General features: G+C 61.8%; 9 protein-coding genes. 3 read left to right on the forward strand and 6 right to left on the reverse strand.

Going from position 1 to position 12,057, the window contains the following annotated elements:
* Nucleotide 1: 1 nt before the first annotated feature.
* From kdsA to EK23_RS16045, 6 genes are all read right to left on the reverse strand, one after another.
* Nucleotides 2-823, reverse strand: a complete 822-nt coding sequence (gene kdsA, locus EK23_RS16020) for a 3-deoxy-8-phosphooctulonate synthase (RefSeq protein ID WP_045226400.1) — start codon at nt 821-823, stop codon at nt 2-4.
* Complete coding sequence (gene pyrG, locus EK23_RS16025; RefSeq protein ID WP_045226401.1) at nt 820-2,469, reverse strand: CTP synthase; 1,650 nt, start codon at nt 2,467-2,469, stop codon at nt 820-822. The genes kdsA and pyrG overlap by 4 nt, the downstream gene beginning before the upstream one ends.
* A gap of 141 nt (nt 2,470-2,610) precedes the next feature.
* Nucleotides 2,611-4,029 carry a PhoH family protein gene (locus tag EK23_RS16030; RefSeq protein WP_045226402.1) on the reverse strand — a complete coding sequence of 473 codons (1,419 nt, stop codon included), beginning with the start codon at nt 4,027-4,029 and terminating at the stop codon, nt 2,611-2,613.
* Nucleotides 4,030-4,165: 136 nt separating this feature from the next.
* Nucleotides 4,166-4,645: a peroxiredoxin gene (locus tag EK23_RS16035; protein WP_045226403.1), complete on the reverse strand. Its 480-nt coding sequence runs from the start codon at nt 4,643-4,645 to the stop codon at nt 4,166-4,168.
* Between the two features lie 185 nt (nt 4,646-4,830).
* Nucleotides 4,831-5,925 (reverse strand): glycosyltransferase family 4 protein, encoded by a 1,095-nt coding sequence (locus tag EK23_RS16040; protein ID WP_045226404.1) that lies wholly within the window; start codon nt 5,923-5,925, stop codon nt 4,831-4,833.
* A gap of 179 nt (nt 5,926-6,104) precedes the next feature.
* The gene (locus EK23_RS16045) at nt 6,105-6,632 is read right to left on the reverse strand and encodes a glycine cleavage system transcriptional repressor (protein ID WP_045226405.1); all 528 of its coding nucleotides are present in this window, start codon (nt 6,630-6,632) and stop codon (nt 6,105-6,107) included.
* Between the two features lie 440 nt (nt 6,633-7,072).
* Here EK23_RS16045 and EK23_RS16050 point away from each other — a divergent pair, with 440 nt between their 5' ends.
* The 3 genes from EK23_RS16050 to fdhF all read left to right on the forward strand — a co-directional run bounded on the left by EK23_RS16050 (nt 7,073) and on the right by fdhF (nt 12,049).
* On the forward strand, nt 7,073-7,549 hold the full coding sequence (locus EK23_RS16050; protein WP_045226406.1) for a formate dehydrogenase subunit gamma: 477 nt from the start codon (nt 7,073-7,075) through the stop codon (nt 7,547-7,549).
* The gene (locus EK23_RS16055; RefSeq protein WP_045226407.1) at nt 7,546-9,099 is read left to right on the forward strand and encodes a formate dehydrogenase beta subunit; all 1,554 of its coding nucleotides are present in this window, start codon (nt 7,546-7,548) and stop codon (nt 9,097-9,099) included. Before EK23_RS16050 ends, EK23_RS16055 begins: the two co-directional genes overlap by 4 nt.
* 106 nt (nt 9,100-9,205) lie before the next feature.
* A complete protein-coding gene (fdhF, locus tag EK23_RS16060) occupies nt 9,206-12,049 on the forward strand; it encodes a formate dehydrogenase subunit alpha (protein ID WP_045226408.1) in 2,844 nt (947 codons plus the stop codon).
* The last annotated feature ends 8 nt before the right edge of the window (nt 12,050-12,057 follow it).

Here is a 12,057-nt window from a genome sequence, read left to right on the forward strand (position 1 = left end):
GTTATAGCAATTCAGCGTTCTTGACGGTGCGGTCGATGGCACACAGCACTCCCAGCAGTTCGGGCATGCGCGCCAGCGGCCAGGAATTGGGGCCGTCGCTCAGGGCCTTGTCGGGATCGGGGTGGGTTTCCACGAACAGGCCGGCGATGCCCACGGCAATGGCGGCCTTGGCCAGGGTCGGCACGAACTCGCGCTGCCCGCCGGAGGCATGCCCCTGGCCGCCGGGGAGTTGCACCGAGTGGGTGGCGTCGAATACCACGGGGCAGCCGGTTTCGCGCATCACCACCAGGGAGCGCATGTCGGAGACCAGGTTATTGTAGCCGAAAGAGACACCGCGCTCGCATACCATAATCTGCTGGTTGCCCGTGGCCTGGGCCTTGCTGACCACGTTCTGCATGTCCCAGGGCGCCATGAACTGGCCTTTCTTGATGTTGACCGGCTTGCCCTGGGCCGCCACCGCCTGGATGAAATTGGTCTGCCGGCAGAGGAAGGCGGGCGTCTGCAGCACGTCCACCACGCTGGCCACCTCGTCCAGGGGGGTGTCCTCGTGCACGTCGGTGAGGACCGGCACGCCCACGGACTGCTTCACCGTCTCCAGGATCTTGAGTCCCGTCTCGATGCCGAGGCCTCGAAAACTCCCCAGGGAGGAGCGATTGGCCTTGTCGAAGGAGGATTTGTAGATGAAGGGGATGCCCAGCCGCGCGGTCATTTCCTTCAACTGCCCGGCGGTGTCCAGGGCCAGTTGCTCGCTTTCGATGACGCAGGGGCCGGCAATCAGGAAAAAGGGCTGCTTCAGCCCGGCTTCAAAGCCACAGAGATTCATGCTTGGCGTTCCTTGACGGCGGTGCCGAGGCAGTGCTCGCGGGCGGCGCCCACGAAGCCGGCGAACAGGGGATGGCCCTTGCGAGGGGTCGAGGTGAATTCCGGGTGGAACTGGCAAGCCAGGAACCAGGGGTGGTCGGGGATCTCAATCACTTCCACCAGGCGCCCGTCCAGGGACTTGCCGGAAATGCGCAATCCCGCGTCTTCCAGTTTCTTCTGGAAATGGTTGTTGAATTCGTAGCGGTGGCGATGACGCTCGGTGATCACGTCCTTGCCATACAGGCTGCGGGCGAGGGTGTCGGGCAGCAGTCGGCATTTCTGCCCGCCCAGGCGCATGGTGCCGCCCAGGTCGCAATCGGCGCTACGCTGCTCGATATGGCCGGATTCGTCCTGCCACTCGGTGATGAGGGCAATCACCGGATGCGGCGTGGTCGGGAGGAATTCGGTGCTGTGGGCGCCTTCCAGGTGGGCCACGTCGCGGGCGAACTCGATCACCGCCACCTGCATTCCTAAGCAAATGCCGAGGTAGGGGATCCGCTTCTCGCGGGCATATTTCACCGTGGCGATCTTGCCTTCAATGCCGCGTTCGCCGAAGCCCCCGGGCACCAGGATGGCGTCCACGCCCTCCAGGCTGCCGGGACCGCGGTCCTCGATTTCCTCGGATTCGATGAAGCGAATGTTGACCTTGGTCCGGTTGCTGATGCCGGCGTGCACCAGGGCCTCGGTCAGGGACTTGTAGGCGTCGGAATGGTTGACGTACTTGCCCACCATGGCGATGGTGACTTCGTCCCGGGGGTTCTCCAGGGCACGTATCACGTTCTGCCACTCGCTCAGGTCCGCCGGCGGCACGTCCAGGCGCAGCTTGCGCACCACGATGTCGTCCAGGCCCTGCTCGTGCAGCATCATGGGGATGCGATAGATGGAGTCCGCATCCACCGCAGAAATCACGGCGTCCTCGTGGACATTGGTGAACAGGGCGATCTTGCGCCGCTCGCTCTTGGGAATGAAGCGGTCCGAGCGGCAGATCAGCACGTCGGGCTGGATGCCGATGGTGCGCAGTTCCTTCACCGAGTGCTGGGTGGGCTTGGTCTTCAGTTCGCCCGCGCTGGCGATGAAGGGCACCAGGGTCAGGTGGATGAACAGGGTCTTGTCCTCCCCCAGGTCCACCCGCATCTGGCGGATGGTCTCCATGAAGGGGAGGGACTCGATGTCGCCTACGGTGCCGCCGATCTCGACCAGGGCCACGTCGTAGCCTTCCGCGCCCTGCTTGATGACGCGCTTGATCTCGTCGGTGATGTGGGGGATCACCTGCACCGTGGCGCCCAGGTACTCGCCGCGGCGTTCCTTGCGGATCACGTTTTCGTAGATCTGGCCGGTGGTGAAGTTGTTGGCCTTCTGCATGGTGGTGCAGAGGAAGCGCTCGTAATGGCCCAGGTCCAGGTCGGTTTCGGCGCCGTCCTCGGTGACGAACACCTCGCCGTGCTGGAAGGGGCTCATGGTGCCGGGATCGACATTGATATAGGGGTCGAGCTTGGTCATGGTGACCTTGAGCCCGCGCGCCTCCAGGATTGCCGCCAGGGACGAGGCCGCAATGCCCTTGCCCAGCGAGGAGACCACGCCGCCGGTGATGAAGATGTATTTGGTCATGCTCAGATGCTGCTTGTCAGTGCGAAGACCGGGAAACGTATGTGCCCGGCCCGGCCGGGTTCCATGGTTGCCGGGGTTTCGCTTCAGGTAAGGGAGGATAGCGTATTTTACCCGAAGCGAAGTCCCGCCGTCACCGCCCGCCTACAGGTTGTCCGAGGCATAGTCCGCCAGACGCGAGCGCTCACCGCGCCTGAGGGTGATGTGGGCGCCGTAGGGCCAGGGCTTGAAGCGGTCCACCGCGTAGGTGAGGCCGGACGTCGTGCCGGTGAGATAGGGCGTATCGATCTGGCCGATGTTGCCCAGGCAGACGATCTTGGTGCCGGGGCCGGCGCGGGTGATCAGGGTCTTCATCTGCTTGGGCGTGAGGTTCTGTGCCTCGTCCAGAATGATGTAGCGGTTGAGGAAGGTGCGTCCGCGCATGAAGTTGAGGGAGCGCACCTTCACCCGGTTCAGCAGCAGGTTGTTGGTGGCCTGGCGCTCCCAGTCGCCGCTTTCACCGTGGCTGCCCAACAATTCCAGATTGTCCAGCAACGCGCCCATCCAGGGTGTCATCTTCTCCTCTTCCGTGCCCGGCAGGAAACCGATGTCCTCGCCCAGGGGGATGGTCTCGCGGGTCATGATGATTTCCTTGTACAGCTTGTCGTCCAGGGTCTGGGTCAGCCCGGCGGCCAGGGTCAGCAGGGTCTTGCCCGTGCCCGCGGTGCCCAGCAGGGTGACAAAGTCGATGTCCGGGTCCATGAGGACGTTGAGGGCGAAGTTCTGCTCGCGGTTGCGCGCCTGTATGCCCCAGACATTGTGCTGGGACGAACGGAAGTCGCGGGCCAGTTCGATCACGGCGGTCCCTTTGTCGAGGGAGCGCACGATGGCCTCGAAGCCGGAATCGTCCGGCAGGTAGAGGAACTGGTTGATGTGCCAGCCGGCCGCCAGGGGTCCGGCGACTTTGTAGAAGGTGCGCCCGCGAGGATCCTGCCAGGAGTCCATCTTGCTGCCGTGGGTCTCCCAGAAATCCAGGGGCAGTTCGGCGGCGCCGCTGTAGAGCAGGTTGATGTCGTCCAGCACCTGGTCGCTGTGGTAGTCCTCGGCGCGGATGCCCAGCACCGAGGCCTTGATGCGCATGTTGATGTCCTTGGACACCAGGATCACCTGGGTGTCCTTGCGGTCGTCCGCCAGGGCCCTGGCGGTGGCCAGGATGGAATTGTCGGCCACGCCCCCCGGCAGACTCTCGGGGAGAGCGGAGGTGAGGCGGCTCACCTGGAAGAACAGCCGGCCCGAGCACTTCTCGTCGATGCGCGCGGCGTATTGCAACTGCGGCAGGGGAATCCCGCTGTTGATGACGGTCAGGTCCGCGTGCTGGATCAACTCGTCCAGAAAGCGGCTGGCCTGGCGGGCGTTGCGGGCAATCTCGGTGAGCCCTTTCTTGGAATGATCCAATTCTTCCAGGACGATCATGGGGATGAAGATGTCGTGCTCCTGGAAGCGGAACAGCGACGAGGGGTCGTGCATCAGCACATTGGTGTCGAGTATGAAGAGCTTGGATTCAGGTTCCTTGATTTCGCTCATGGGATCAGATCGCTGCGGGTCGGGACAGGAAGGGGCGAGGCCGGCCCGATGGGGCCGGGGCGCGCATCACGGGCCGGCACACGCTGTGGACGCGGGCCGGCGGGAAAGGGAGCGTGTGGCAAGCGGGTGGTAATGCTCAGGCGCCGCTAAGGGACTTGAGGACGCCGAGCACTTCTTCGGCGTGTCCGGGCACGCGCACCTTGCGCCAGACCTTAGCCACCCGGCCTTGCGGGTCGATGAGGAAGGTGCTGCGCTCGATGCCCTGAACCTGCTTGCCATACATGTTCTTCATGCGGATGACGTCGAAGGCGCGGCACAGGCTCTCGTCCGGATCGGACAGCAGTTCGAAGGGAAAGCCCTGCTTGCACTTGAAGTTCTCGTGGGATTTCAGGCTGTCGCGGGAAACGCCAAAGATTTTCGCCCCCAGTTGGTCAAATTCGGCGTGCAGATCGCGAAAAGCTTGCCCCTCCTGGGTGCAGCCCGGCGTGCTGTCCTTGGGATAGAAGTACAGCACGCTGTAATTGCCCTTGAGGTCGTCGGCGCTGACAGCTTGGCCGCTGGTGGACTCGACGGTGAAGGCGGGGATTGGATCGCCCTCGGCGATGGTATCGGACATAAAGTTCAGACCCTGCAAAAAATGAGAGAACCTAATGAAGATAGCCAGTGATTGTACCCGGCTGTGTCAAAACACGTGTCTTTCTGAGGTCGACTGAAGCGATTGTTAGCGCATCAGACTTGAATAATCACTTCTCAGCATACTGCGCCCCGACTGGGCGCCTGCACAAGAACAAAGCGTGGCGGCTATCGCGAGGCACTGCCCCTCAAAATGTGCTCGCGCATGCGCTCGCCGACCCGTTGCCAATCGTAGCGGTCGCAGGCAAGTTCGAATCCTTTTTCACCGAAACGTCGGCACTTGTCGGGGTCCTCCAAAAGTTCAAGCAAGCGGCTCGCGATTCCTTCGGAGTCGCCGGGTTCCAGGAGGTAGCCATTGACGCCGTCCGCGACGATATCGGGCAGTGCACCTATGGTCGTGGCGACAATCGGCAGTTTGTAGGTCAAGGCTTCCACGAAAACGATGCCGAATGGCTCCAAGTGAGTCGGCATGCAAAAAATACTGGCCTCCCTATAGTAGCGGTTCACATCCTCTAGAGGCACGCGCCCTACGACCTTGCATTGCGGAATGTCGACTTCGGGTGTACAGCCGACGAGGGTCAAACTGGCATCGGGGCGCTTTTCCAGCACCTTGCGAAACGCTTGCAGGAGTGTTGGTCCGCCCTTGCGCTCCCAATCCAGTCCGACAAACAAGATGTTTCCCTTGGAATAGTCCGGCTGATGATCGTCCGGCCTTGTGGTGGTCGCATTGCTGCCGGCGTAAACGCAGGCGACCTGGTTCGGTGGACAACCGTACTGTTCGATCACGGAGCGTGAAACGTTGGAGCTTCGCGTGAATACCTTATCAGCGTTGTGATAGACGCTGCGTTCCAGATCAATCCAGGCTTGCTTGTAGAGTTGGCTCCGGTCGAAGTCCTTGTAATAGAGATTGGCCAGATGGGTATGGTCGGTGTAGACGTAGTGCCGAACCCCAGGGCAACCGCCATCGAACAAGGATTGTATCTGGATGGAGAAGGCATAGCGTTCTGGCGAAATCTTCGATCGGAGCAACTTCTTGACCTGTTCGAAGAAAAAGCGAGTTCGCATGGCGCAGGCGCGCAAGGATCTGCGGCGCGCCAGGATGTCTGGACCATAGTCGATCAGGGCTGCCAGCAAGCAGCTCGCGTGCAGGACCGGGCGTTCCTTGAGAATCTGGCCCAGGTCAATAATGTCGACCGTATACTCGGGAAAGCTCTGCCTGAGTACGTCCGCTAGTCGTTCATTGGCGGGGATGGCTGTTCCCATCCGAATGAATGCAATTCGCTGCTCCAATCCATGTCTCCCAATGTGCCGATGATACCGCCCGTCGACCGTCGTATTGCCTGCGGGTGAGGGCCGAAACCTTAGTTCATCCACGGAACCCAGCGTCGCGGGGTGGTGTCGTAATCGTACAAGATTGCGTCAGTTAAAAGAGTAAGGGCGGCCTACCTCTTTACCGGTTCCAGAATGGCGTCCAGGTTCTGCTGGTCGCAGAATTCGAGGAATTCGTCGCGCAGCGAGACGATCTTGACGCCTGCAGGGATTTTGACAATGAGATGCGCAAGGAACAATGGGGCTCCGCTGTAAGGCGCCGGGTAGCGGCTGGAACTGAAGTCCAGCACCTTTATATTGCGGTCCGCAAAAAACGCCGAGAGTTCGTGGATATTGTCGATCTGATCGCCGGCGAAAATGTCCACGGTGTATGGGATCACGCCATCATCGGGCGGCGGCGTATCGCTGGCGCGCAGGGTGCTGATCTTCAGTTGCAGCCGGGCGGCCAGGGCCTCCAAGGCATTTTCCAGCTTGACGATGTGGTTCCAGTTTCCGTCCACCAGCATATGGGCCGCGAACTCGGACCCAAGTTCCGTCATGCGGCTCTCCAGGATCGCGCATTTGCATTCCTTGATGTTGCGGGTCAGTTCCGCGATGAGATCGGGCCGGTCGGGGCCTGCGACGGTGATGACTAGCTGCATTGCGTTGGCGGTCCAAGAGTTAAATGGCGCCAGTTTAACATCTCGCGGACGATCTTCAGTATGGGCGCTTCATCGTGACGGTCACGGGCTGGCGGTTTGGTTTTGATGGCTCGGGTCCAAGCGGAAATGGGCATGCAATTTCATGGTATGGCATGGGGTTTGTCGCTGCCAAAGCGTCGGTTGCCCGGACCCTTCACATGGAAAGTGCTTGATATTCACTCTGTTAAGCTGCGATGCCCCTGTAAACAGTCTGTTTAACAATGATTTAGGTGCGATTTTTTGACAAATTGATTGCGAAAAGACACAAAGTAGTTTTTGATATTTCAGCTTTGCGTCCCGGAAATGCCGCCCCGTTGCCGGCGACGCCGCTACGCGGACCGCAGGTTATTTGAAACCTGGGGTCCGCGGTTCAGGCCAAGTCATTACGAAACGAGATTACAATGAATCAACTGGACTGGGACAAGAACGCGGTGCAGGCCGTGATCGAGGGACTGAAGGACATTCCCGGCGCGCTGTTGCCGATTCTTCACGGTATTCAGGACCGGCTCGGTTACATTCCGCCCGACAGCGTTCCCCTGATCGCCAGCGCCCTCAACCTTTCGCGGGCCGAGGTACACGGCGTCATCACCTTTTATCATTACTTCAGGGAAACGCCGCCCGGCAAGCACACCATTCATATCTGCCGTGCGGAATCCTGCCAGTCCATGAATTCCCGGGGCCTGGAAGCGCACGCCAAGGCGAAGCTGGGAATCGACTACCACGAAACTACCGCCGACGGCGATTTCAGCCTGGAGCCGGTCTACTGCCTGGGCAATTGCGCGTGCTCGCCGGCCATGACCATCGATGGCGAGGTCTACGGCCGCGTCAGTCCGGAAAGATTCGACGAGATCCTGAACGAAGTGAGGGCCGAGGCATGAGCGTCACTGTTTACGTACCCCGCGACTCCAGCGCGCTCTCTCTGGGCGCGGAGAAAGTGGCGAAGGCCATCGCCCAGGAAGCCGCGAAGCGCGGCGCAGACATCAAGCTGGTTCGCAACGGCTCGCGCGGCCTGTTCTGGCTGGAGCCCATGGTGGAGGTGGCTACACCCGCAGGGCGCCTCGCCTACGGTCCGGTTCAGCCCAAGGACGTGACGTCCCTTTTCGACGCCGATTTCCTCAAGGGCGGCAAGCACCCCTTGGCCTTGGGCGCGACCGATGAAATCCCCTATCTGAAAAAGCAGGAGCGCCTGACCAATGCCCGCGTCGGCATCACCGACCCGGTGAGTTTGGACGACTATCTTGCGCACGAGGGCTACCGCGGACTGAAGAACGCGCTGGACATGGCGCCTGCGGAGATCGTCAAGGCGGTTACCGACTCCGGTCTGCGCGGACGTGGCGGCGCCGCATTCCCTACCGGCATCAAGTGGAACACTGTGCTCAACGCGCCGGGCGAACAGAAATACATCGTCTGCAACGCCGACGAAGGCGACTCCGGCACCTTCTCCGACCGCATGATCATGGAGGGTGACCCCTTTGTGCTGGTGGAGGGCATGACCATCGCAGGCCTCGCCGTGGGCGCGACCCAGGGCTACATATACCTGAGGGTGGAGTATCCCCATGCACACCAGAACCTCAACGCGGCGATCCAGGCGGCCTATGCGGCAGGTTACCTGGGCAAGAACATCTGCGGCAGCGGCAAGGCCTTCGATCTGGAGGTGCGGCTGGGCGCCGGCGCCTATGTCTGCGGCGAGGAAACCTCGCTGCTGGAGAGCCTCGAAGGCAAGCGCGGCCTGGTGCGCTTCAAGCCGCCTCTGCCGGCCATCAAGGGCCTGTTCGGACAGCCCACCATCATCAATAACGTGATCTCCTTGGCCTCCGTGCCCATCATCCTGGACAAGGGCGGCGAGTATTACCGTGACTTCGGCATGGGCCGCTCCCGCGGTACCCTGCCCATCCAGTTGGCAGGTAACATCAAGCATCCGGGGCTCATCGAAAAAGCCTTCGGCGTGACCTTGCGCGAACTCCTCTACGACTACGGCGGCGGTTCCGCCACCGGACGCCCCATCAAGGCGGTGCAGGTGGGCGGGCCTCTGGGCGCCTTCATGCCCGAGTCCCAGTTCGATACCCCCCTGGATTACGAGGCGTTCGCGGCGCTTTGGGCGGTTTTGGGCCACGGCGGCGTGGTGGTGTTCGACGACACCGTCAACATGGCGGACATGGCGCGCTATGCCATGGAGTTCTGCGCCATCGAGTCCTGCGGCAAGTGCACGCCCTGTCGGATCGGCTCAACCCGCGGGGTGGAAGTGATGGACCGCATCATCGAAAACCAGGACCGCGCAAGCAACATCCAGTTGCTGCGCGATCTCAGCGACACCATGCTGAATGGCTCGCTGTGCGCCCTGGGCGGCATGACTCCGTATCCGGTCCTGAGCGCGCTGAACCATTTCCCCGAGGACTTTGGCGCCGATTCCAAGGCCAAGGCGGCCTGACGGCCACAAGAACAAGATTGGAGCAAGCAACCCTTGCTCCGAAGGCGAGGTGATCGGTGGGCCTGCAACCCGTCGATTTCTCCAACTTGATGATGAGGTAATCCCTATGTCACTGCAACGCGATAAAGACTACGGCACCCCGGCCAGTTCTTCCGACAAGACGGTCAGCCTGGAGATCGACGGTTTCAAGGTGAGCGTGCCAGAAGGCACCTCGGTGATGCGCGCCGCCTCCAGCATCGGCATCGAAATTCCCAAGCTGTGCGCCACCGATAGCCTGGAGCCCTTCGGTTCCTGCCGGCTGTGCGTGGTCCAGGTGGAAGGCGGGCGCGGCTATCCTGCCTCTTGCACCACCCCGGTGTACGAGGGTATGAAGGTCACGACCCAGAACGACAAGCTGGGTCAGATCCGCCGCGGCATCATGGAGCTCTACATCTCCGATCACCCGCTGGATTGCCTGACCTGCTCCGCCAACGGCAATTGCGAGCTGCAGGACATGGCCGGCACCGTCGGCTTGCGCGAGGTGCGCTACGGCTATGAGGGCAAGAACCACCTCAAGTCCGAGAAGGATGCCAGCAACCCCTATTTCACCTTCGATCCCAGCAAGTGCATCGTCTGCTCGCGCTGTGTACGGGCCTGCGAGGAGACCCAAGGCACCTTCGCGCTGACCATCGATGGGCGCGGCTTCGACTCGGTGATCTCGCCGGGCCAGCATGAAGCCTTCATGGATTCCGAGTGCGTGTCCTGCGGCGCCTGCGTGCAGGCGTGCCCGACCGCGACCCTGATGGAGAAGGGCGTCATCGACAAGGGCCAGGCCGATCATAGCGTCATCACCACCTGCGCCTATTGCGGCGTCGGTTGCTCCTTCAAGGCGGAAATGAAGGGAGCGGAAGTGGTGCGCATGGTCCCTGACAAGAACGGCCAGGCCAATCACGGCCATTCCTGCGTCAAGGGGCGCTTCGCCTTCGGTTATGCGACCCATCCGGACCGCATCACCAGCCCCATGATCCGCAAGAGCATCCACGATCCCTGGCAGAAAGTGAGCTGGGATGAGGCCATCAACTACGCGGCGTCCGAGTTCAAGCGCATCCAGGCCAAGTACGGGCGCTACTCCGTGGGTGGACTGACCTCCAGCCGTTGCACCAACGAGGAAGCCTATTTGGTGCAGAAACTGGTGCGCGCCGCCTTTGGCAACAACAACGTGGACACCTGTGCCCGCGTCTGCCATTCGCCCACCGGCTATGGCCTCAAGCAGACCTTGGGCGAATCCGCCGGCACCCAGACCTTCGACTCGGTGATGCAGTCCGACGTGATCGTGGTCATTGGCGCCAATCCCACCGATGGCCACCCGGTGTTCGGTTCGTTGATGAAGAAACGCCTGCGGCAAGGCGCCAAGCTGATCGTGGCCGACCCGCGCGACATCGATCTGGTGAAATCGGCCCACGTCAAGGCGGACTATCACCTCAAGCTGCGTCCCGGCACCAATGTAGCTCTGATCAATGCCCTAGCCCACGTGATCGTGGAGGAAGGCCTGGTCAACGAGTCGTTCGCCCTGGAGCGTTGCGAGGTGGAGTCCTACAAGAAGTGGAAGGAATTCGTTTCCCTGGAACGCAACTCTCCCGAGGCGACCGAGTATGTCACCGGCGTGCCCGCGGCCCAGGTGCGGGAGGCGGCGCGTCTTTACGCCACCGGCGGTAACGCGGCCATCTACTACGGCCTCGGCGTGACCGAGCACAGCCAGGGTTCCACCACGGTGATCGGCATCGCCAACCTGGCCATGGCCACCGGCAATATCGGCCGCGAGGGCGTGGGCGTCAACCCGCTGCGCGGTCAGAACAACGTGCAGGGTTCCTGCGACATGGGTTCCTTCCCGCACGAACTGCCTGGCTACCGACACGTTTCCGACTTTGAGACGCGTGCCCTGTTCGAGTCGGCCTGGAAGACCACCCTGGAGTCCGAGCCGGGCCTGCGCATTCCCAACATGTTCTCGGCGGCCCTGGATGGCAGTTTCAAGGGCTTGTACTGCGAGGGCGAGGACATCGCGCAGTCCGATCCGGATACCCAGCATGTGTTCGCGGCCCTGGAAGCCATGGAGTGCGTGGTGGTGCAGGACCTGTTCCTGAACGAGACCGCCAAGTTCGCCCATGTGTTCCTGCCGGGTGCTTCCTTCCTGGAGAAGAGCGGCACCTTCACCAACGCCGAACGCCGCATCTCTCCGGTGCGCCGCGTGATGCCGCCGCTGGCCGGCTACGAGGACTGGGAAGTAACCCAGATGCTCTCCAACGCGCTGGGTTATCCCATGAACTACAGCCATGCGTCGGAGATCCTGGATGAGATCGCCAGCCTGGTGCCAACCTTCACCGGCGTCAGCTTCAAGAAGTTGGACGAGCTGGGCAGCGTTCAGTGGCCGTGCAACGAAAATGCTCCCAACGGTACCCCGACCATGCACGTGGATACGTTCGTGCGCGGCAAGGGGCGGTTCATGCTCACCGAGTATGTGGCCACCCACGAGCGCAGCAGCAGCCGCTACCCGCTGATCCTCACCACCGGCCGCATCCTGTCCCAGTACAACGTGGGCGCGCAGACCCGCCGCACCCACAACAGCATGTGGCATTCCGAGGACCGCTTGGAAATCCATCCGCACGATGCAGAGAATCGCGGCATCAAGGACGGCGATTGGGTCGGCATCAAGAGCCGCGCCGGGGAGACCGTGCTGCGGGCGACCATCAGCGAGCGGGTGCAACCGGGCGTGGTGTACACCACCTTCCACTTCCCGGAGTCCGGCGCCAATGTGATCACCACCGACAACTCCGATTGGGCCACCAACTGTCCCGAGTACAAGGTGACGGCGGTGCAGGTAAGCCCGGTGAGCCAGACTTCCGAGTGGCAGGAAAACTTCCGCGCCTTTACGGAAAAGCAGTTGGCTCTGCTGGATAGCGCCAGCGCGGAGTAAAGCGGGGC

The organism is Methyloterricola oryzae (assembly GCF_000934725.1).
GTDB classification, from domain to species: Bacteria; Pseudomonadota; Gammaproteobacteria; order Methylococcales; family Methylococcaceae; genus Methyloterricola; species Methyloterricola oryzae.

Excerpts from the sequence above, each read along its gene's own strand:
- EK23_RS16030 (WP_045226402.1), bottom strand. The coding sequence starts at position 4,029 with ATGAGCGAAATCAAGGAACCTGAATCCAAGCTCTTCATACTCGACACC.
- pyrG (WP_045226401.1), bottom strand. The coding sequence starts at position 2,469 with ATGACCAAATACATCTTCATCACCGGCGGCGTGGTCTCCTCGCTGGGC.
- EK23_RS16045 (WP_045226405.1), bottom strand. The coding sequence starts at position 6,632 with ATGCAGCTAGTCATCACCGTCGCAGGCCCCGACCGGCCCGATCTCATC.
- kdsA (WP_045226400.1), bottom strand. The coding sequence starts at position 823 with ATGAATCTCTGTGGCTTTGAAGCCGGGCTGAAGCAGCCCTTTTTCCTG.
- fdhF (WP_045226408.1), top strand. The coding sequence starts at position 9,206 with ATGTCACTGCAACGCGATAAAGACTACGGCACCCCGGCCAGTTCTTCC.
- EK23_RS16050 (WP_045226406.1), top strand. The coding sequence starts at position 7,073 with ATGAATCAACTGGACTGGGACAAGAACGCGGTGCAGGCCGTGATCGAG.
- EK23_RS16055 (WP_045226407.1), top strand. The coding sequence starts at position 7,546 with ATGAGCGTCACTGTTTACGTACCCCGCGACTCCAGCGCGCTCTCTCTG.
- EK23_RS16040 (WP_045226404.1), bottom strand. The coding sequence starts at position 5,925 with ATGGGAACAGCCATCCCCGCCAATGAACGACTAGCGGACGTACTCAGG.
- EK23_RS16035 (WP_045226403.1), bottom strand. The coding sequence starts at position 4,645 with ATGTCCGATACCATCGCCGAGGGCGATCCAATCCCCGCCTTCACCGTC.